This window comes from Mucilaginibacter sp. PAMB04274, assembly GCF_039634385.2.
In the GTDB taxonomy this organism is placed as follows: Bacteria; Bacteroidota; Bacteroidia; order Sphingobacteriales; family Sphingobacteriaceae; genus Mucilaginibacter.
In genome coordinates, this window is sequence record NZ_CP155081.2 from 3551201 (window position 1) to 3572836 (window position 21636).

Annotated in this window: 23 protein-coding genes and 2 tRNA genes; 11 read left to right on the forward strand and 14 right to left on the reverse strand. The window is 41.9% G+C overall.

Annotated elements, in window-relative coordinates:
• The first annotated feature begins 93 nt into the window (after positions 1-93).
• Both ABDD95_RS14865 and ABDD95_RS14870 read left to right on the forward strand, forming a co-directional pair.
• Positions 94-166, forward strand: a tRNA-Gly gene (locus tag ABDD95_RS14865).
• A 105-nt stretch (positions 167-271) separates the two neighbouring features.
• Positions 272-357: transfer RNA gene (locus ABDD95_RS14870), tRNA-Leu, on the forward strand.
• Positions 358-1170: 813 nt separating this feature from the next.
• Here ABDD95_RS14870 and ABDD95_RS14875 read toward each other — a convergent pair.
• From ABDD95_RS14875 to ABDD95_RS14890, 4 genes are all read right to left on the reverse strand, one after another.
• Positions 1171-1599 carry a VOC family protein gene (locus ABDD95_RS14875; RefSeq protein ID WP_345948128.1) on the reverse strand — a complete coding sequence of 143 codons (429 nt, stop codon included), beginning with the start codon at positions 1597-1599 and terminating at the stop codon, positions 1171-1173.
• A gap of 125 nt (positions 1600-1724) precedes the next feature.
• The gene (locus ABDD95_RS14880) at positions 1725-2174 is read right to left on the reverse strand and encodes an SRPBCC family protein (RefSeq protein ID WP_345948129.1); all 450 of its coding nucleotides are present in this window, start codon (positions 2172-2174) and stop codon (positions 1725-1727) included.
• 242 nt (positions 2175-2416) lie between these two features.
• Positions 2417-2989 (reverse strand): hypothetical protein, encoded by a 573-nt coding sequence (locus ABDD95_RS14885; protein ID WP_345948130.1) that lies wholly within the window; start codon positions 2987-2989, stop codon positions 2417-2419.
• Between the two features lie 895 nt (positions 2990-3884).
• Entirely contained in the window at positions 3885-4247 is a 363-nt protein-coding gene (locus ABDD95_RS14890; protein WP_345948131.1) for a DUF2200 domain-containing protein, read from the reverse strand.
• 255 nt (positions 4248-4502) lie between these two features.
• Between ABDD95_RS14890 and ABDD95_RS14895 the strand changes: the two genes are divergently transcribed.
• A complete protein-coding gene (locus tag ABDD95_RS14895) occupies positions 4503-5861 on the forward strand; it encodes an ectonucleotide pyrophosphatase/phosphodiesterase (RefSeq protein ID WP_345948132.1) in 1359 nt (452 codons plus the stop codon).
• 97 nt (positions 5862-5958) lie between these two features.
• On the opposite strand, the gene ABDD95_RS14900 is transcribed toward ABDD95_RS14895, so the two are convergent.
• From ABDD95_RS14900 to ABDD95_RS14910, 3 genes are all read right to left on the reverse strand, one after another.
• Entirely contained in the window at positions 5959-6516 is a 558-nt protein-coding gene (locus tag ABDD95_RS14900) for a DUF4256 domain-containing protein (protein WP_345948133.1), read from the reverse strand.
• A 65-nt stretch (positions 6517-6581) separates the two neighbouring features.
• Entirely contained in the window at positions 6582-6728 is a 147-nt protein-coding gene (locus tag ABDD95_RS14905; RefSeq protein ID WP_345948134.1) for a hypothetical protein, read from the reverse strand.
• 96 nt (positions 6729-6824) lie between these two features.
• Positions 6825-8450, reverse strand: a complete 1626-nt coding sequence (locus tag ABDD95_RS14910; protein ID WP_345948135.1) for an acyltransferase family protein — start codon at positions 8448-8450, stop codon at positions 6825-6827.
• A gap of 306 nt (positions 8451-8756) precedes the next feature.
• On the opposite strand from ABDD95_RS14910, the gene ABDD95_RS14915 reads away from it, so the two are divergent.
• The 5 genes from ABDD95_RS14915 to ABDD95_RS14935 all read left to right on the forward strand — a co-directional run bounded on the left by ABDD95_RS14915 (position 8757) and on the right by ABDD95_RS14935 (position 13870).
• Positions 8757-9431 (forward strand): hypothetical protein, encoded by a 675-nt coding sequence (locus ABDD95_RS14915; RefSeq protein WP_345948136.1) that lies wholly within the window; start codon positions 8757-8759, stop codon positions 9429-9431.
• Positions 9432-9773: 342 nt separating this feature from the next.
• Entirely contained in the window at positions 9774-10112 is a 339-nt protein-coding gene (locus ABDD95_RS14920) for a hypothetical protein (RefSeq protein ID WP_345948137.1), read from the forward strand.
• 138 nt (positions 10113-10250) lie between these two features.
• Positions 10251-11399: a hypothetical protein gene (locus tag ABDD95_RS14925; RefSeq protein WP_345948138.1), complete on the forward strand. Its 1149-nt coding sequence runs from the start codon at positions 10251-10253 to the stop codon at positions 11397-11399.
• 282 nt (positions 11400-11681) lie between these two features.
• Positions 11682-13223 (forward strand): glycoside hydrolase family 28 protein, encoded by a 1542-nt coding sequence (locus ABDD95_RS14930; RefSeq protein WP_345948139.1) that lies wholly within the window; start codon positions 11682-11684, stop codon positions 13221-13223.
• Positions 13224-13363: 140 nt separating this feature from the next.
• Positions 13364-13870 (forward strand): DinB family protein, encoded by a 507-nt coding sequence (locus ABDD95_RS14935; protein ID WP_345948140.1) that lies wholly within the window; start codon positions 13364-13366, stop codon positions 13868-13870.
• 79 nt (positions 13871-13949) lie between these two features.
• On the opposite strand, the gene arsB is transcribed toward ABDD95_RS14935, so the two are convergent.
• From arsB to ABDD95_RS14965, 6 genes are all read right to left on the reverse strand, one after another.
• A complete protein-coding gene (gene arsB / locus ABDD95_RS14940) occupies positions 13950-15032 on the reverse strand; it encodes an ACR3 family arsenite efflux transporter (RefSeq protein ID WP_345948141.1) in 1083 nt (360 codons plus the stop codon).
• A gap of 13 nt (positions 15033-15045) precedes the next feature.
• Positions 15046-15468, reverse strand: coding sequence for an arsenate reductase ArsC (locus ABDD95_RS14945; protein ID WP_345948142.1), 423 nt, complete (start codon positions 15466-15468; stop codon positions 15046-15048).
• A gap of 10 nt (positions 15469-15478) precedes the next feature.
• Positions 15479-16039 (reverse strand): DUF6428 family protein, encoded by a 561-nt coding sequence (locus tag ABDD95_RS14950; protein ID WP_345948143.1) that lies wholly within the window; start codon positions 16037-16039, stop codon positions 15479-15481.
• 54 nt (positions 16040-16093) lie between these two features.
• Positions 16094-16423: a metalloregulator ArsR/SmtB family transcription factor gene (locus tag ABDD95_RS14955; RefSeq protein ID WP_345948144.1), complete on the reverse strand. Its 330-nt coding sequence runs from the start codon at positions 16421-16423 to the stop codon at positions 16094-16096.
• 127 nt (positions 16424-16550) lie between these two features.
• Entirely contained in the window at positions 16551-17480 is a 930-nt protein-coding gene (locus tag ABDD95_RS14960; protein ID WP_345948145.1) for an NAD(P)/FAD-dependent oxidoreductase, read from the reverse strand.
• 50 nt (positions 17481-17530) lie between these two features.
• Complete coding sequence (locus ABDD95_RS14965; RefSeq protein WP_345948146.1) at positions 17531-18127, reverse strand: helix-turn-helix domain-containing protein; 597 nt, start codon at positions 18125-18127, stop codon at positions 17531-17533.
• A 173-nt stretch (positions 18128-18300) separates the two neighbouring features.
• Between ABDD95_RS14965 and ABDD95_RS14970 the strand changes: the two genes are divergently transcribed.
• The 3 genes from ABDD95_RS14970 (at position 18301) to ABDD95_RS14980 (ending at position 20395) form a co-directional block, all read left to right on the forward strand.
• A complete protein-coding gene (locus ABDD95_RS14970) occupies positions 18301-18693 on the forward strand; it encodes an SPW repeat protein (RefSeq protein WP_345948147.1) in 393 nt (130 codons plus the stop codon).
• Positions 18694-19013: 320 nt separating this feature from the next.
• Entirely contained in the window at positions 19014-19721 is a 708-nt protein-coding gene (locus ABDD95_RS14975) for a LytTR family DNA-binding domain-containing protein (RefSeq protein WP_345948148.1), read from the forward strand.
• A 197-nt stretch (positions 19722-19918) separates the two neighbouring features.
• Complete coding sequence (locus ABDD95_RS14980) at positions 19919-20395, forward strand: VOC family protein (RefSeq protein WP_345948149.1); 477 nt, start codon at positions 19919-19921, stop codon at positions 20393-20395.
• Between the two features lie 42 nt (positions 20396-20437).
• Here the strand turns inward: ABDD95_RS14980 and ABDD95_RS14985 are convergent, their stop codons facing one another.
• Positions 20438-21478 carry an AI-2E family transporter gene (locus ABDD95_RS14985; RefSeq protein ID WP_345948150.1) on the reverse strand — a complete coding sequence of 347 codons (1041 nt, stop codon included), beginning with the start codon at positions 21476-21478 and terminating at the stop codon, positions 20438-20440.
• Between the last annotated feature and the right edge of the window lie 158 nt (positions 21479-21636).

The following is a 21636-nucleotide window of genomic DNA, read 5'->3' on the forward strand; positions in this document are numbered from 1 at the left end:
TTAAAAAAATTATTTGCAGAATAAGGTTTTGTCTCTATATTTGCATCACCAAAACGCAAGGGGGTTATCGAAAGAGAGCCGCCAACAAAAAATGCGAAAGTAGCTCAGTTGGTAGAGCACGACCTTGCCAAGGTCGGGGTCGCGAGTTCGAATCTCGTCTTTCGCTCAAATCCCTTACTGAATATCAGCAAGGGATTTATTTTTAAAAGGTACTAATTATTATGTGGTGTGCGGGCCGACGCCTGCCTCTTCTCCCGCATAATAATCACCTGCTCGGGTGGTGGAACTGGTAGACACGCAGGACTTAAAATCCTGTTCGCCTTAAAGCGAGTGCGGGTTCGATTCCCGCCCCGAGTACAAGAGCCCGATACGAAAGTATCGGGCTCTTGTTATTTTTACGAGGTTGAATCCCTGCAGGAGCACTTATCAAATTAAAGTCAATTATAATTCTGGCATAACTGCATATTATAGCACAGCTTATTTTCATGCACTAATAGCCAATGATACTCCGCCGTACACGCTTGCACCAGTAAGGGATGCGAAGGGCAAGGACGAGCTATAGGTGCGGTTACCGATATACGGACAAAGTACGCCAAAAATAACAAACACTATACAGCGTATTACCTTGCGACGGTCTCTCGACGGACCATATAATCTTTATTTCAAGGTACAATTGTTATCTTTTAATTACCTGTTTTACCACTATTTTTTGGTTAACCTTTTGTGCTTCATGCATCAACAGGATCCTATGTATCTTTCCTATTTCCTAATGAACGAGTTTTGTGTAGCAAAGTGTGCAACACGATAATAGGCAGAAATACTACAATGACTTATCTTTGGAAAGCCAATTATTCAAACTCTATCATGATTTGAAGAACCAAACCACCTCGCCAGCTCGAGGTGGTTTTCTAATTTTCAACCCTATGTCTGCTTTAATACCGGGAAGAATATCTCCCGGTTACCTTCTATTCTGATTATTGACTATAGGTGCTAACTGGCGCTAAGTATTACTTTCGTCACCGCAGGTCTCTCATAAAGGAACCTTGCATTGCAGGCCATTCCAAGTTTAGTAATTTATTGCTAAATACATACTTAGAGGCTCCATTACAGGGCCTCTTACGCCCAGAACCTGCACTGACAAAGATTACTTCATCTACACACTCTTAGAATTTATAAGCTTGGGTCAAACTCCACAATCCATTCAATGCCATATTTATCCCTAAACATTCCGGCGTAGGTACCCCATGGTGTATCACCAATATCACCTTCAACTTCTCCGCCAGCCGAAAGTCCGTTAAATACCTTATCTGCCTCTTCGCGGCTTTCGGCACTCACTAATATTTTCGACCGGTTTTCGCTTTCGTTTACCCCACCCATAAATTCAGGAACATCGTTGGCTATCAACACATTGTGTTGGCCGATAGGTAAAGCGATGTACATTATTTTATCAACCTCTTTTTCTGGCACCTGAAATTCAGCACTTGCCAGGTCTTTAAAACGGATGATCTTGGTGATTTCGCCGCCAAAAACTGATTTGTAAAAAGCAAATGCTTCTTCGGCATTGCCATTGAAGTTAATCCAAGGATTGATTGTTCTCATGCTTGTTATTTTTTAGTTAATATAGGTTGCCTTTCCGCCTAAGCAGACCCTCCCATAGGAATCCGGCTTAAACAGAGCTCTTAAGCATAAAAGCCGTATGGATTACGGCTTTGTTGTCTATCCGATCACGCATCCGGTATGTTAGGCTCTACAAGTTTAGCCAATTTTTCAAGCGATTCCTGCCAACCTAAGTAGCACATTTCAATTGGGATAGCTTGGGGTATGCCTTCTTGCAATACATTAAGTTCGGTACCTACCAATGTTTTTTGAAACGAGATTGAGTTGATGATTACACCCGGCATATTGGGGTTGTCGAACTTATCGGTGTACTTTAGGAACTCGTTGGGTTTAACCTCCATGTATTCTCCGCCAAATGTATGGCCGCTACCAGTTGTAAAATTTTGGAACGACATCCTGAAAGCACCACCTTCCCGAACGTCCATTTCGTGTACGGTACAAAGAAAGCCATAAGGTGGCAACCATGAAGCGATGGCCAGGCTTTCGGTAAAGGCACGGTAAACCTTCTCAGGCGTGGCCTTTATTATTCTGTGTAATGAAACTTTGTTTTCTGACATAATTGTTTTGGCATTAATTGCAAACAAAGATGCAACGAAACAACCTACATAAGGAGGGCCAAATACGACAATTTAGGGGTGAATTATCCTTGCGTTGGTAGGCGTTCCGCATCAACACTTTCCTTATACCTTAACCAGGCATAGCAAATGCACACCAGCATGCACGAACAACCAATGTATTCTTAAATAAAAATCCCCAGCCACAGGCCAGGGAGCACTACCCATACCAACACCTTAATTAACTAACGGTAGATATAGGAATAATATTCATTGGCTGAATAACCGTTATAATAATCGCGTGTATAATTATAATTCTGCCAAACAAACCTCAGTACAGACGAAGCGGAACTGATATCCGTGCAGCCCGAGCCATGATAAGGCGAATTTCCGTAGCCTACGCCCTCCGGATCCTCGTAATCATCCAGTATTAAATCTTGCGAGGTATCATTATCATAAATTTGAAGCATGTGAATTCCTAAATCGATACCGGTACCGGGCACAATATCTACCGTATAAGAAAGTGTTGTGCCCACAATATTCCATGTAATTTCGGTAGTGGTACCAAAATAATCGGTGGCAGATAGCGTACCTCCACTTGTAGATGGTGAATAACTATAAGGTCCAAAATTAAAAGATTCCTGACTCCCTATAGAATACCATAAGTTGCTGGAGGCACTAGCATGGTCGAGGTATGGCGTTGTAAAAGCCATGCTTTTAACATGACGTTGCGCCCGTAAAAAAAAGGGAATAGGATTGCTCGCTTCGGCCGTGGTGAATGCCAAAGCAAAAAATAAAACAAATAGTAATTTTTTCATAAAAATAAAGGTTAAAAATTAATTGGTTAAGCAGGCAAAACGGTTTGCGCCTGCTTGCAAAGGGTTGTATGGCTAGTAATCAATATTACGAATTATAAATCAGTAAACAACAAGTAATGAATTACTTATATGACCTAAAACACCTTCCAGCTATAGCGAATGTTAATTTTTCTAAAAACATCATTAGGCATAAACCACTCTGCTAAGAATATGGTATGAGTGATTTGTTTACAGTGTTTCCCATCCTCGGCGAGCCTAAGCCCATCCAGATATCAGGTTGATCCAAAAACATATCTCATAATGCTGAGGTTGATGTGCTTGGTGAGGAACTCTTAAAACGGATTAGTTGGCAGTTACTTGAATAAACCGGGTTCAACTACATAAACAAAAAAGTAATATTGAAGATCAATGAACCTTTACAGTACAAAAGGGCGGATACAATGCCGTCGCCTTAAACGTTTAAGCTACGTATTGAAATGAGGTTGCGGATATATAGCTGCCTGAGTGTTATTGGCCCCTAGAGCTTTCTTGTAGCCGATCCTACGACTAATCAGATCATAACCATAGAAAAGCTCTAATGCCTGCTACCTTGTTGGCTAATCCTGTCTAGTTTAATGCCCATTCAGGTTAAGGTTCCTCTGTGATAGGTTACGCCAAACCAACCTATAAAAAGACCCGATGACTAGATAAGACAAAAGAAAATTGAATATTGAATTAAACAAATATGCCCGTCCAAAAATATGAACGGGCAGTATCAGCTATAAATATTGTGCACCTACCATAAAGCGAATTCAGCTCTTAGTCCACCACTTGAGTGCTTATACGCAATCACTTTTCAATAGTTACAACAATTATTATTTTTTATGTCGGGCGCCATATTTTAATATAACAAATATCAGCCCCGTAAAATCTTGTCCATCTTTTTGCCCTTTGCCAACTCATCCACCAACTTATCCAAATACCTAACCTGCCGTGTTAAGGTGTTTTCAATTTCTTCTATACGATAGCCACAGATGGTTCCGGTAATGAGCTGCGCGTTAGGGTTCAGCGTAGCCTGCTGAAAGAATGCCTCAAAAGTTACCTTTTCCATAATTAATTCCTGCAGCATTTGGTCGTCGAAGCCTGTTAACCAGCTAATAACCTGGTGCAGTTCCTGTATCGTTCTGCCCTTCTTCTCTACCTTTGCTACATACATCGGATATACTGAGGCAAACGTCATTTTTGCCATACGCTGGTTGTGTGTGTCGGAAGTGTTCATACCTTTTAAAGCAAATTTTTTGTAGTGTTCAACTCTTATAGTTGTTGCATACATAAGCTCCAGAATCATTAAGTCGGTATAAGTGTACACCGTGTTTTTTAACAAAGCGCCTAACAGATCCGGTTACGCAAAAATATCATATATCCAGCCTTATTCAATACGCTGGCTAACAAGAATACAGCCGCTTTATATTTTGTTAACATTTACGAAATACCAATAGCACTTTGGGCCAATATCTTCGCCCAAAAATACCACATGAAAAAATTATTTACCTTAATAGCCTTAAGCTGGCTTTCATCGGCATCTGTACACGCCCAGGAAAACCACGTAGTGCTGATTAGTATAGATGGCTTACGCCCCGAGTTTTACCTGGACCCGCAGTGGGGCATGGTGAATGTTCGACAAGGTATGCAAAAAGGCGCTTATGCCGAAGGCGTACGGGGTAGCTTCCCTACCGTAACCTACCCTTCTCACACTACCATAGTGAGCGGCGTACTGCCAGCCAAACATGGCATTTATTACAATACACCCGTTGAGCCTTTAGGCGTTTCGGGCAAATGGTTTTGGTATTATAAAGACATTAAAGTGCCTACATTATGGACAGCCGCTAAAGACGCGGGTTTAACCACAGCTGGTGTAAGCTGGCCTGTTACGGTTGGTGCGCCTATAAACTATAATTTACCCGAATACGTGATTCTGCCACAGGGTAAGGGCGAAAAAAAGGATGAGATTAAAGCCATGTCTCAGGAATCAAATCCCAAAGAACTCTTTCAGGAAGTACAGGATTATGCCGTTGGTAAATTTAGTGCCGAATATGGTGCAACAGTAGATTTTTATACCAGCGATCAGAACAAATCAAGAATGGCTGCCTATATAATAAAACGCTACAAACCGGCCTTCCTGGCCATACATATTGCACTCCTGGATCATTTTGAACATGAACAAGGCCGTGACGGCGATAAAGTAAGGTCGGCCATAGTTGGTGCAGATGTAGCGATTAAAACGATTATGGATGCAGCTGAGGTTGCCGGTATCAGCAAAAATACCACGTTCATCGTTACCGGCGATCATGGTTTTGTGAATATTCACACCCAATTTAAGCCAAACGTTATGCTGGCCAAACTGGGCCTTTATGATGACGCCAATAAAAACGCCTGGAAGGCTTATTTCCAGCAAAGCGGCGGTTCTGCCTTTTTACACCTCAGAGATCCAAAAGACAAGGCATCTGTAGAAAAAATAAAACAAGCGCTTAATCAACTACCTGATGGCATTAAAAGAATGTTTCATGTGTTAGATAAAACTGCATTAACCAACGCCCAGGGTGACCCTAATGCACTAATAGCGCTGGCGGCCTACCAGGGATTCAGCTTTGGCGCTTCGGCCACGGGCGATATGACCGCCCCGGCAAACGGAGGTACTCACGGGTATCTTCCCACCGATTTTAAAGAGATACAAACCGGCTTTGTAGCCTTTGGTAAAGGCATTAAGCCGGGCGCAGTATTACCACTGATTGGCCAGGAAGATATTGCACCCTTGATTGCGAAGCTACTGAACCTGAACCTCAAAACAGACGGCGTATTATATCCCGGAATACTTACGCCTGCTAAAAAGTAAGTGGGTATTATGCAGCTTTCGTAAACAAAAATCAGTATGGGCGGGGTTTATAATAGACTAATATACTGCCTATACTAGTTTTTGTTTACGAAAGCATTTAAACCCTTAGCGCGCCACGAAAAGCCCTCGCAGCGTAATATGATTCGGCGCCGTTGTGGTATATAAAAATGGTGTTGTAACGGCGATCTGCAAAGATGGCCCCACCCAGTCTTCTGATCTCGGCCGGTGTTTGAATCCAACTTGATGTCTTAGTATCAAAGTTTCCAAGGGTCTGCAACTTCCGGTATTCCTCTTCTGCTAAAATGCGGATACCCATATCTGCTGCCATATTTAAAGCACTGTTTTGTGGTTTATTTTCTTTTCTGGCTTCCAGTGCGTCGTGGTCGTAACAAATGCTTCTGCGGCCTTTCGGACTTTCAGCTGAACAATCAAAAAAGATAAATTCGCCGGTTTTGTCGTCAAAGCCAACCACATCTGGCTCACCGCCGGTTGCCTCCATTTCATTAAGCGACCACAACTTATTCTGATCAGCTTGCAGCTTAGCTTCTATTTTAGCCCATTCCATGCCTCCGTGCCGGTTCATATTTTTTTCGAACCTGGCCTTTAACGTACTCAGCAGTGCTTCTATCTGTTCTGGTGATAAATTCTTGATCATGTGCTATAATGTTTTAAATCTGTATACACAAGGCACGCTGCACCTACTGTGTGAGGGCGAGCGTGTTACAAAACCTTTTGTTTGATTAAAACCGGAAGTATTTGCTTTACTTCCTCTTCGGCACCATAGGTTGTAAAGTGTCCTGCATCAAACATGTAAGGCATTTTACGGGCGTTTATCTTAGGATAATGGTCTGCATCAAAAATATCCAAGTATGATTGACCTAGATTGTCCCGAAGGAAAGCATTTACAGATACGGTGGAGCGGTCAACAAAGTTCTTACTTAAATCCCTCCCCGACTCCGACTCCTAAGCAGCAATAGTTGGATATGGGATAATATAATTTTTAGTTTGACCGAGTACGATTGCCTTTAAATGATACTTTTTAAGATAGGCTATGGTACTATTAACATCGGCTACAATCTCTTTAGGCTCACCTTTTTTTGACCAGTCTGCCGTTATAATAACGGCAGACAATTCTTTCGCATGTTCTTTTATATAGTCGCGGTAAACGAAAGACATTATTTCGCTGCAGCGCGGAGCGCCATTAGGTCGTATTACCGGCGAGCAACCGCTGGCAGCTACTTCACACAAATGTATATTTAAACCTGCAAAAGCTTTTTTTAATGCTGATGAAAAATGAGCAGCGTGGCTGTCGCCAATTAACAAAACATTTTTTCGGCCGGGAAGTATTGATAAACATTCCTCCTGATCAAAATCTTTAATGGTATAAGATGTTTTTACAAAGCACTTGTTAAATTGCTCACTCGCATCCGGTGTGCCAAAATAGTGCTGTGAATAGCTGGACAATTTTAAAGATTCGGGCTTAAACATGCGTGCATTAAACTCATACTTTGGCAAAATGAGGGTTACTACAGCTAAAGCGCCAAGGGCCGTATACACAATAAATCCCCGTTTTATGTTTCTGGATTCGATAAGCAGGTAGGAAATAAACCCCAAAACTAATGATAGCGCAATCATCACAAGTATGGTGGCAAAGGAAATAGGCACTCCCCGGTATTGTGCTATTACATATACGGGCCAGTGCCATAAATAAAGTGAGTATGATATTTTACCCAGCCACTGAACAGGTCCGGCTCTTAATACCGAAAAATCATTAACGTTGGCAGCAATAACCAGCACAGTAGCTGCAACCGGTACAATAGTGAATGGCCCGGGCCAGGCTAATTTATCATGAAAAAAGAAATAGCACAGCAGTATAATCAAATAACCGATGCCAGCCAGTAGCTTTCGCTTACCAAAGGTTCTGAGTTTTGCTTCCAGGTAATACGCTACGCCACCTGCTAACATCTCCCATGCCCGTGCTGGAAACAAATAGAACGAAGCGGATGGCCGGAAATGGTTTAGCCCTACACAACATACATATACCAGCGCTGTGCACGCCGCTAAAATAGCAAGAGCGCGTATCTTGTGCCTAAAGTATTTGTTAAAAAATATAAGCGCAATAGGATAAATCAAATAGAATTGCCATTCGACCGACAAAGACCACGTGTGCAGCAGAATGTTAGTATCTGATGCGGGTGCAAAATAATCCATCTTGCTGTATAACAAAAAGTTGGACACAAACAATATGGCCGATATGGCATAGCTCAAAAAGCTTTTATAATCGTCGGGAAAATAAATAAAGAAGCATATTACGACCAGTGATGCTATTAAGCCCAACAATGCAGGAATAATTCGTATTGCTCTTTTATGGTAGAAACGTAATAAACTAAACCTATTGCCTTTTAGCTCATTAACTATAATCCGGGTCATTAAATAACCGGAGATTACAAAGAATACGTCAACGCCAGAGAACCCTCCGGTTATTGCAGGAACCTTAAAGTGAAAAAGAAGAACGCCTACTATGGCAAGGCATCGCAGAGCGTTAATGTCATATCGAAAAGTGGGCTTCGGATAAGAGGATAAAGACATTAGCGGCAATTAAAGTTTGTTGAATATAACAAATACGTCGTAATGGTGCAATTATACGCTTTAAACTTAATATGAATCTATCCCTTCTATCAAATTTGCATCAACCTGCTAATTGACAAAATTATAGCGCAGGGCTTCCTTAAAAGCTGATAATAGTCATCATAACTTCATTAATCGTTAGCTGCAAGAGCAAGTGAAACTCTTTTAACTTATTTTATTCCGAAATTGAACTTTAAACATAAAATCTTATCTTAGAATTGTCTATCTGACATTATACACTCATAACTGATTTCTAAATCTTAACCTATGAAAAAGTCTTTGCTTCTAAGTATTCTTTTTATTGCAGGGTTGTTGCAGTTGCAAACGGCTAAGGCACAAATTCAATCCATGCCAGCCCCAAGCCAGTTAATGTCTATAGAGGTTGATGGTGTAAGAACAAGGCGCTACGGTAATATTGAAGTAGACGGCTCGCCGTTTTTAAATGACAACTGGAGTAACGGTACCGCTACAACCAACAAAGGCGAAAATTACCAGGCCAACTTAAAATACGACGTAATTTTAGATCAGCCAGTTTTTGCCGGCAAAGACAGCAGCATTATGCTGTTTACTGCACCAATAGCCCGTTTTACTTTAAATAATGAAACATACCAAAACGGATTCCCGGCGGTAGATACATGGACACCACTTACCTTTTACAAAACGTTGGGCACTGGCAAAACCAAGTTTTTAAAACACTATTACAAAAAGAAAATGGAGGTACGAGATATAGGTGGTATATCCGGCCTGAAGTATGAAGATAATATCGCCTGCTATTTAATAAAAGACGGGAAGATGATCAGCATAAAACCCAGTAAAAGTGGCATATTAAACGCTTTATCGGATAAGAAAAGCGATGTGGAAACATATATTAAATCTAACAAGATTGATTTTAAACAAGATGTGGATCTGGCAAAGCTTATGGATTACTACGGCAGCCTTTAAAATAAAGTAAACAAATTTTTACTTATGCAGGGTCGCTTATAACGCCTCTGCAGCGCAGCATATCACAAATATCCCTACTACCTTTCTGTCTATGTAATATCCTGTAAAGAAGCTTGCCTAATCAAACAGCAGCAACAATTGTACTTCCCTCCACCGTATTGCATGATTTTACTTAAGATATTCAGTTCTTAGTAAACCTGCTTCTACGCAGCAATTAGCCCCACTACAAAGGCCTAATTAAAAATCAGTTTTTACTTTGATATACAAAGTACTTTTTATTAACTTTGTATATCAAAGAACTTTTAACATTAAAACCACTGTTAATAGCTTAAATTTATCATTATGACAATCACAAACAATCTTACAACACAACCAACTCAACCCGCTTCATTAGGTAAACGCATGCTAATTGGCGCAGCAATCGCATTGGTACTAATTAGTGTTTTCCTGCTCGGTGTTAAACACACTGAACCGGCATGGGGCAAGCTTTGGATGGTTAAACCATTAATTATGGTGCCCTTAACCGGTGCAGCGGGCGGTGCATTTTCTTTTTTAATGGATAAACTGCGTTACCAAGGTGGTTGGAAAGCTGCATTAGCTATTATGCTAAGTGTACTCGGATATGTTTTTGCTTTATGGATTGGCACCGTTTTAGGCTTAAACGGCACGCTTTGGAATTAATCTTTTTTGACTAATTACTAGATTTCGCAAAACCATAAAGCCATGAAAGAAGAAATATTAGCTCATTTAAACTCACCCTTGCAGCTTGAAAAGTTATATAGAACTAACAAAGCCTTTTAAAAACGGGAATTTAACGCTTTGTATCCCGAGCTTAAGGGCAATATCATAGCCGAGTTTTGGAATGAGCGATTGAATTACGAGCGCGATGACATAAACTGGGGCACAGGAGAGGAACTGTTTTTTGTGATAGTTGCTTCGCTGTTAGCAGGTTTAATTGCAAAGCTGCCGGCTTTTTTTTCGCTAAATGAGGAGTTCTTTTATTCGAGGAACTTGGGATTCGTTATTTTTCCGCTTCTAACGGTTTACTTTGGTTGGAAGAATAAACTGCCGGTTCAAAAAATCGCCATTACAGTTATAGCAACCCTTGCCGGCTTAATTTTCGTCAACGCCCTACCTGATGCTAAAAAGAGCGATACCTTAATTTTGTCGTGCATTCATTTACCGTTATTCTTGTGGTCGGTATTGGGTTTTGCGTTTATTAATGGGCCGGGCAATAACAACGCTAAAAGGCTTGGTTATTTAAAATATAACGGCGACCTAGTGGTGATCACAACCCTGATCCTGATAGCAGGCGCAATCATGACCGGTATAACCATTGGTTTATTCTCGCTCATCGGTTTTAACATAGCCGATTTTTATTTTAAAAATGTTGTCATATTCGGTCTGGCCGCCGCACCCATTGTAGGCACCTATCTTACGCAAGCCAATCCGCAATTAGTGGGAAAGGTTTCGCCGGTTATTGCTAAAATATTCAGTCCGTTGGTTTTGGTAATGCTGGTAGTTTATTTGGTAGCTGTCGTTTACTCAGGCAAAGACCCTTATAACGACCGAGATTTTTTGATGGTCTTTAATGCGTTATTGATTGGTGTAATGGCCATAATTTTCTTCTCCATCGCCGAAACTTCTAAAGCAACTCAACATCGTGCGGAAACCTGGATTCTATTCCTCCTGTCGGTTGTTACCATTGTACTCAATGGCATTGCGCTTTCTGCCATCTTGTTCCGTATTGCCGAATGGGGTTTTACACCCAACAGAACCGCTGTTTTGGGTAGTAACGTGCTGATATTACTTAACCTGTTTTTTGTAACCGGGCAGCTGTTCCAGGTACTTATTAAGAAAGCTGAAATTACAGCAGTTGGAAAAGCTATTGCTTTGTACTTGCCTGTGTACTTCGTCTGGACAATTATTGTCACCTTTCTATTTCCGCTGATATTTGGGTTTAAGTAGTACGAGCGTGTTTTAGGATTATTAATTGCCCTCATCACCAAAAGCCTGGTATCCTCATATCGGGCTTTTGCTATAAACCTGCTTATATATCATCATTTAAGTATATGTACAAAGTTATAGGCCCAATCTCTCTGCAGCCTGCTTCCATCATTACCAACACAGGACAGCACCCTATAGTAGTTTTCTAAATTCTTTTATAGTTTTAACACGCCCGTTGTAGCAAGCAACACCCTCATTAAGAAACGACGATACGCTACTCTGTGATGCCTATAACAATTATAAATGAAGAAGTTATTTTCTAAAACCGTTCGCTTCGCGCTTGTAGTAGTTGCGCTTGCGTTGCAATCTTTTCTCTTACAGGCTGCAGCTGCACATCACTACAACTTAATAATAGCTCCGGCTACTTTAACCGACAACTCAGTTAGCCTATTATGGGATAAACAATACGGAAATAGTACTACTGTTTACGAGATTTTAGTAAACGGCAAAATAAACGGCTCTACCAGCAAAACAAATTATACGGTAAGCAATTTATTGCCTGCATCATTATATAGCGTAACTATTAGAATAAAACAAGACAAAGCTCTGGCCTCCAACACAATTAAGTTTAAAACTGCCTCTAAAGGAAAAATCTATAACATACTGGACTATGGCGCTAAAAGTGACTCGGCCAATGCAAACACCAGAGCCATACAGGCAGCCATTAACGCATGCACTAAAGGCGGAACGGTGTATATACCCAAAGGCACCTTTGTTTCGGGCGCTCTCTTTTTGAAAAGTGATATGACATTGTTCATTGAAACAGGAGGCACGTTAAAAGGATCGGTGGCAGTTGAAGACTACCTGCCTATGATCCCCAACCGTTTTGAAGGCTGGGAGATGAAAACGTACGCCAGTTTGCTAAACGCAGGCACACTTAACCGCAACGGCACGTACAACGTTAAAAATTTGCGCATAACCGGCGGCGGGACCATCTCCGGCGGTGGGCGGCCCCTGGGCGAAGCTATGATCAAAGCAAGTGGTATGCGCAGCCGGGGCAGGCTTATTTGTTTAATGAACTGCCAAAATGTAAGCTTATCGGGATTAACCATAACAGAACCGCCCAGCTGGACCATACATTACATTTATAGTGATAACATAACTTGTGAGGGGTTAAATATTGTTACTTTTAAGATTCGAAACGGTGATGGTATAGATCCCGACTCTTCTACTGATTCTTACATATTTAACTGTACGTTTGATACGGGAGATGATTGTATCGCTATAAAATCGGGCAAAAATCCGGAAGGTTTTTGGGTTGGCAAGCCTACCAAAAATGTTCGCATCACAGACTGCGATTTTAAGCGAGGCCACGGCATTTCTATAGGCAGCGAAATGTCGGGCGGGGTAAGCGATGTGCTGGTACAGGATTGTAAGGCTGGAGCCTTACTACATGGCATGCAAATTAAAGGCACTAAAGAGCGGGGCGGCTATGTAAAAAATGTAACCGTTGCTGATTGCCAGCTTTTACAGATTACTGTCTTTTCGGCTGTAAATTATAATAACGATGGCGAAGCTGCCCCTGAGCCACCTACTTTCGAAAATTTTGTATTTAAAAATATCGACTTATCGGCCGCCTCGGCTAAAGAGCCGGCTATTAATATAAACGGATTTAAAGACCCTGCCCACCGCCTTAAAAATGTAACTTTTCTAAATATCAAAATGCCTGAGCGTGCAAAGGTTATTGTTAACGACGCTGAACAGGTTAGGTTTACCAACGTAAAATCGGCAATGGGTGCCAAGCCAGAATATACCGTAACAAGCAGTACCGGGGTAAGTTATTGATGCAACTTGATGCCTTGTACAGCATCAGTATATAAGCTTGTGAGCTTTATTACTTTTATTTTTTTGTATCATTTGTTCCTGCTGACATAGGGTTGTCACTGGCTCATGGTTTCTTTGTATAAATCAAAACACACAACGTTATGGAAACCATGCAAATCACCGAAAGTAACACCGTAATTTCATCAACGCAATTGCTTGAACACTGGCAAGGCCACCGCAAGCTTACCCGTAAAATGATAGAGGCCTTCCCAGAGGATAAGCTGTTCAGTTACGCCATAGGCGGTATGCGGCCCTTTGCCGAACTGGTGATGGAAATGATTGACCTGGCAGGCGGTGGTATTGAGGGTGCGGCAACCGGCGAGTGGCCTCAAATGGAAAACTCTTCGCACATTACCCGTATTATTCCGGCGAGTAAGGAAGAAATTTTAAACCAGTGGGACAAGGTAACAGTACGTTTAAATTTGCTTTGGCCACATATTACACCAGCCCGTTTTCAGGAAATGGACAAAGCCTTTGGCCAATATGAGGGCACCATCTTTTCGACCTTATTATATTTTATCGATAACGAAGTTCATCACCGTGGGCAAGGCTATGTTTACCTGCGCTCGTTAGGCATTACGCCGCCTCCTTTTTGGGAGCGCTGGTAATGTTTCGTAATACATCATACCCAAACAAGCCCCGGTATTAAAGTGACGGGGCTTGTTTGTTTAAGCCAACTTTACCGGCCTACTCCGGATTACCAATCTCCACTTTGTAATACTTATTTCGGAGCCAAAACGCTATATTAACTAAGGCAATAAGGGCAGGTACTTCAACCAGCGGACCAATCACCCCGGCAAAAGCCTGGCCGGAGTTGATGCCGAACACGCCAATAGCAACGGCAATGGCCAGCTCAAAGTTATTACCGGCCGCAGTAAAAGCTATAGCCGCATTTTGTGCGTAGTTTGCTCCAAGCACCTTACCTATATAAAAGCTTATCAGAAACATAATGGCAAAGTAAATTACCAATGGTATGGCAATGCGTACCACATCAAACGGTATTTGCACAATTAACTGCCCTTTGAGGCTAAACATTACCATAATGGTAAAAAGCAGCGCTATTAAAGTAACAGGCGAAACCAAGGGGATAAACTTGTTATTATACCACTCCTGCCCTTTAGCTTTAATAAACAGAAAACGGCTTATAACGCCTGCGGCAAAGGGTATACCCAAATAAATGCCTACGGACCCGGCTATCTCGCTCATGCTTACCTTCACTTCGGCACCATGCAAGCCCAATAAAGGTAGCAAAACTGAGATAAACAGGTAAGCATAAATGCTGTATAGCAACACCTGAAAGATGCTGTTAAGGGCTACCAATCCGGCCGCGTATTCGCGGCTGCCACCGGCCAGTTCGTTCCATACCATTACCATGGCTATGCAACGGGCAAGACCAATCATAATGAGTCCTACCATATATTCAGGCTTATCGTGCAAAAAAACCGCGGCAAGTATAAACATCAGTACCGGACCAATAACCCAGTTTAAAAACAAGGAAGCGCTCAGCACTTTGGTATTTTTAAACACCTGTCCTAAATTTTCCAGTTTCACTTTCGCAAACGGCGGGTACATCATTAGTAATAAACCTATGGCTAAGGGAATATTGGTTGTTCCGTTGGAGTAGGAATTAACAGTTGCGGCTACCGATGGCACAAAATATCCGATGGCTATGCCGATACCCATGGCCAAAAATATCCACAAGGTAAGGTAGCGGTCCAGAAAGCTTAAGCGCTTTCTTTCAGCAGCGGGGGCACAATTATTGGCAGGCATATTTTATATTTACTTACTGCACGCCTAAATGCTGTTTCACAAAACTGGCGGCATACTTTTTAATCATATCCCGCACCCGCCTAAACTCATTCATTATCTCCTCAGGCGTACCGGTTGCCTTGGCCGGATCAGGGAAGTTATAATGAAACCGCTGCGCATTGCCCGGAAAAAACGGACAAGCCTCATTTGCATTATCACAAACAGTAATCACATAATCAAACGGTATAGTTAAATACTCATCCACATGATTAGAGGTGTGGTGCGATATAGCTATACCATCCTCGGCCATTACCTGTATGGCTTTAGGGTTTACGCCATGCGTTTCAATGCCCGCGCTATAAACCTGGGCATTAATACCGGCAAAGTGCCTCAAATACCCTTCTGCCAGCTGGCTGCGGCAACTGTTGCCGGTGCACAGTACTAATATATTCTTCATAACGCCATAATTAACAGCAGCCCGAGCCAGGTTCGCAGCTTGGAGCTGCCGAAACGGCCAAGTTTTTCAACTGGATCTTAGGTTTCGCTTGGGCAACGGGCGTGCAGCATTCTTCGCCTTTATCATTAACGCCACAGCTTCCGCCCCTCTCTATAGCCTTGCATTGAACGGTGTCTGCCCGTAGGTCTACAATCAGGTTATCGCCATTTATTACCAGCTGTTTGGGCAGCATCTGGCGTGTATCAAACGCGGTGTTGCCAAATTCAATTTTTATTAAGCCGTTAGGGTTAAGGGGTAGTGCTTTTTCTACCAAATCAATTATAGATAAAGCTTTGCCCACGTTCATGGCGCGATCCTGCTGCTCATTAAGCGGCTCCCACAGCTGCACAATAATCTCTGTCCAGGCGTTCATCACACCGCCGCAATCAACCGATGTTACAGGCGCCTGCTTAATTTCGGTGATGTGATAGGCGGCATCAACCCACTTATCATCAGCATACTGAAACTGCAAGGTCAAATTTGGATTGGCTCTTAGCTTAGCTTTAAAATCTTGCCAGTTTATTGTTTCCATAAAAATCCATAAAATGTATTATTGCAATATTGCGATATATAAACTCAAATTTTTTTAGCAGCAGGATTTGGGTTCTGTATAAGCGTTAAAGAAACTATTGAGTTGGCTTTGCAACAACGCCCAGGCCTTAGGCTCAATGCAATAACACACACTCACTCCCTCAATGGTACCTTGTATGAGGCCTGCATTTTTGAGTTCCTTTAAGTGCTGCGAAATGGTGGCCTGCGCCAGACCCAACTCCTCAACCAAGTCACCGCATATACAAGCATTTGCCTTTATAATGTGTTCAAGTATGGCAATACGGGCAGGGTGCGCAATGGCTTTAAGCATTACCGCCAACCGGTTCTGCTCATCAGTAAAAATTTCTGTTTTAGTAATACCCATATTTTACATCGCAATATTACGATAATATTTTTTATTCTCAACATTTAAAAAATGCTTTGCCATTGACCCAATATCAGTATAAAGGCCTTCACTGGGCTACACCTTTATACTGATTTTAGGTTAAACATTAAACGCGAGGTCTGGTCCTTGACAGATTTCTTTCTGTGATCAACTGCCGGCTTATGAACACACCAGCCATAGTTCCTGATGCTACCGCACCAGATACAGACCGCATGGGGCTCATATTGTCGCCAGCTGCATAAATGCCTGCTACGCTGGTTTGCCGGGTTTCATCTACTTCTATGTAACCCTGTTTAGTTAATCGGCACCCGATGTTTTCCAAAACTGGGGTATGCTGTTCGAAAGGCAGCCTTACATACAATGCGCTAATAGGGATTTCGCTGCCATTGGCTAAAATAACGCTTTCTAATTTTCCGCTATTATGTTTTAAATGCTGAACGGGTGTCTCAACTATTTTAACCTGCAAGTTGGCAAGCATTTGTTGCTTATCTAATGATATTACAGATTCTCCATTGGTATACACGGTTAGGTTGTCGGTCCAGTTGCCAAGAAAAGCAGCATGATCTGCTGCTTCGTCACCATTGGCTAAAAGTCCGGTTGCAACACCTGTGTATTCATAACCGTGGCAATAAGGGCAATGAATAACTGATATGCCCCAGCATTCCGCCAGACCCGGTATATCTGGCATAATATCGCGTACACCGGTTGCAAACAACAGCTTTTTGGCATGTACGGCTTCCCCCCCTTCGGTCATAACGTCGAAACGTCCATCCGTGCCTGCTACCGAAATTACCTTATCCGCAAGCAGGTTTACGCCGGGATAAATGAGCACCTGCTTTAGGGCTTTTTCTGCTATAACTGCCGGCTCCACACCATCCTGTGTAAGAAAGTTATGTGAGTGCGGCGTTTGCTGGTTACAAGGGCGTCCACTATCAATAATCAGTACGTTAAAAAGGGCCCGTCCTAAAGCTAAAGCCGCTGATAACCCGGCGTAGCTTCCGCCAATAATTACCACATCATAATTGTTATTATCCATATTTATCATTTTTTAAGTCTCACTTTTGAGACACGAGTACGCAAATTTTTTTATATCCCTACACCGCGACTAAAAGAAAACCAGGCAAACTTCTTGAGTTCGTCACTGCCGGTTGCCTTCCATTCGTGTGTACTTATAGTGGCATTAATTACGCTTGTAAATAGTACAGACACCCACTCGGCTGTAAGTTTTTTGCTAACTACACCATCATCCTGTAGTTTGTTAATTATTGCGCCTACTTTGCCAAATGTGGCATCATATCGTGCACATTCTTTGTTGTGGTGCGCATGCTGATGATTGTGTAAGTGATGTAACTTATTAAAAAAGGCGTATTTCACGCCGCAATCAATTCCGGCATAAAGCATGTGTTCTAATTGCTTGGCCGGATCGGCCGAGCTATTTAAAGCAGCTGTTATGGCATCATTACATTGCTTTTGCATAGTATGCTGGCAGGCATGCAACAACTCATCGCGATTGGTGAAGTAACGGTGCAGGGTTCGGCGGGTTACTTGCGCATAATCGGCCACTTTCTCAAGCGGAGCTGAGAGGTCTTCGTTAAAAATAAAGATGGCCGCATCTACGATGTTTTGCTTTGTGGTAGGTAACACAACATTCAAATGTACCAATATTTCACATAAGTGAGACATTGGAATTTATTTATTCAATCAGGCCATCTAAATATTACATAGCTATGGTTTACACGGCGTAAGCAAAATACAGTTAGAAAATCAATAATTCTTTCTAATTAATATTATAAACTAAAAAGAATTATTTGGCACATACTTTGAACATTTTCATTTGAAAACTAATTATCTACACTATGAAAATTATAAGCAGAAAGTTCCATGCTGTAATGGATTACATGATGGGGATTTTATTAATTGCATCACCCTGGATATTTAAGTTTGGTGATGTTGATGGTGCAAAGTGGTCGGCTGTAATTGTAGGTATAATGATGCTAATCATGTCGTTCATTACCGATTACGAAGGTGGCGGCAAAAAAGTACTTTCCATGAGCGCTCACTTAACCATGGATGTTATTGCCGGTATTTTTTTAGCCGTTTCGCCATGGTTACTAGGTTTCAGTGATCAGGTTTACTTGCCTCATTTAATTTTAGGTGTGCTGGAAATTGGCGCCGGTTTAATGACCGATACCACTTCCCAACATTCTCATAACCATCATATGGACCGTGGCATCAGCCCGGCGCATTAATAAAAAGGGGAGTTAACCTCTCCCCTTTTTTTCTCTAACTCTCCGGTGTTTTCATATTTCCAGTAACGCTTACATTAAAACTATACAGACCCAGTTCCTCGCTATTCCTGGCCTTTTTTGAGCAGTATTGCATGTTCAGTTGATACGCCTTTTGCTGCAACCTATTATTCATACCCCGAATGTTGTCTTGTTTTACAGAACGAGTCTGACTTTCACTATACAAACCCGGGATACCGGTCCCGAATCTCTTGTTAGTGACTACACCTGTTCACTTACGATCATCTACCGTGGCTTTATGTTACTGGTATAATTTACTTCTTATGTTGTTAAAATGCATTGCTATAGATAAAGAGCCGCTGGCTCTGCAACTCCTTAAGGAATACGTGTGTCGCTTTGCATCGCTACAGATGGTTCAGGTATTTGATAATGCTATAACGGGTGCTAAATTCTTGGAAGGCAACCCGGTTGACCTGCTTTTTATTGACGTTAATGTAATTGATACAAGCAGTATAAATATTATTAAATCTCTGCAACACAAACCTGTAATCATTTTTACTACTGCTCACCAAAATCCCGATCTTAAAGGTTTCGACCTGGAAGCTTTCGACTACTTGCTAAAACCCATTGAGTTTAAACAGTTTGGTAAGGTGATTGAAGAAGCCCGCGCTTATCACGAATATAAAACTTCATTGAACAAAGCTCATGAAGAACAATGCGTTTATGTTTATTCGGCATACCGCATGATTAAGATAAACCTGCAAGATATTGAGTATATCGAAACCCAGCACGATTACATAAAGTTTCACCTGTTAAGCCATCCTAAATCCATACTTACTTTTACGTCGCTTAAAACAGTGCTGGAACAACTGCCCGAAACGCATTTTAAAAAAATACATCATAACTATATTGTTGCCGTTAACCATATAAGGTGTATACAAAACCGGAAAGTGAGATTAACAAACACCGAACTGCCATTAAGCGACATTTACAGTCAAATTTTGCCGGAGTGGAAAAAGAATTCCTTGTAATTGAACGCTAAAGGCTGATTCTTTGTCACCAGAGCATTTGAGCACTGTAAGGCCCCGATGCCGTATACACTTGTACATGTTTCAGCTTAGGCCGCAAACGCCCCCTTATATTGTCGTAATTGCACAGGCTAATTGTGACCCCGCAGTACTACTTTTGTTAAACACCAATAAACAATCGCAAACTTAAATTAGCTATCATGCAAAAGATAACACCGTTTTTATGGTTCAATGACCGCGCACAAGAGGCCGTAGACTTTTATGCTTCTATTTTTAAAGACCTGAAAATTACGAATACGCTCCGAAATGGTCAAAATGGCCCCGGAGAGCAGGGCTCAATATTGACTATAAGCTTTGAGTTATTTGGTCAGGAGTTTACCATACTCAACGGCGGACCGGGCTTTGTTACGCCTACAATGGCGGTATCTTTTTTTGTGAAATGCGAAAGTCAGGAAGAAGTAGACCAGTACTGGGATAACCTGCTGGAAGGCGGTCAGGCTATGCAATGCGGCTGGCTAACCGATAAATTTGGCGTGACGTGGCAAATAGTACCTACCCTTTTAATGAAATTAATGGGCGATAAAGATGCCAACAAAGCGCAAAAAGTAATGCAGGCCATGATGAAGATGGTAAAGCTCGATATACCCACCTTGCAAAAAGCTTACGACGAAGCTTAGTGCAATAAATTTCTAAAAGCCTGATGCTTTGGCATTAGGCTTTTATAGCTGTTTCATTTTCTTCACGTACAGCTCATCAACCAATATAAAAAGAATAGCCAGTAATGGTACGGCCATAATAATACCTAGGGCTCCCGATAACGTGCCCATGATAATCTGGCTGATGATCGTAAGTGCAGGCGGCAGGTTAATCATCTTTTTTTGAATGAGTGGCGTTACCACATTGCTTACTATAGTCTGCGTTAAAATATAAAGCAGGATTACTACAATAGCCGTGTTACTGCTAATGGTAAAGGCCAGCAGCACGCCCGGTATCATAGCCGCCAATGAGCCAAAATTCGGAATAAAGCGTAACATACCTGCAATTAAAGCCAGCACCAGCGCTACCGGTATACCTATAAAACTTAGGCCTATAGTGAGTATGATAGTAACCAGTACAATGGACAACATCATGCCCTTGAGCCAGCCTTTAAGCGATAAGCTGATGCGGTTGATGATGTAACGGCCCATAAACTTATGATCGGGCGGTATGAGCGCCATAATACCGTCCTTGTACAGCGACGGACTCGCCGTGAAGAATATACCCAGTAACAATATAATGTAAATGTTGGCCAGCACACCAAAGCTGGTGCTAAAAAACGATTGTGCGGTTGATAGCAGCTTTTGCGAGTTATTACCCGAAAAGTATTCCAGCACTTTGTTGCCAAAGGGAGCTTCGGCAATTTTTGCTTTAACGTTGTTTACAGTGGCCGGCAATGTTGTGCTTAGCTGAGCTATTTGGTTTTGTATTTTGGTACCCATAAACCAAAGCAGTATAGCCAGCAATGCAAACGAACCGGCTACTGATATAATCATAGCCCATCGTCGGCTCAAATGCGTATAGCGTTCAATCAAATCGCCTAGGCCATGAAAGTAAACTGATATTAAGGTACCGCATAGAACCATCAGCAGCACATTGAACGCCACCCTGGCAATTAATATAACTACCACCAACGATGCAACTATAGCAACCGTATGCCAAACCTTTTGTATGTAGGTAAGCTCTTCAGGGGTTACATCTGGGGTTTTATCGTTTGGCAGCATCAGAAAATATTAAACGTTGTGTTATACCAAAGTACACCAATTAGCTCTGAATGTTTTAGCGGGCTGCGCCTCTTTGTAAGCCGTACGTAAGTAGCAGCCGCTTATATCAGTATTTTGTCACGAGTTATAACGCTTATTGACATATCGAGATTTTCCGA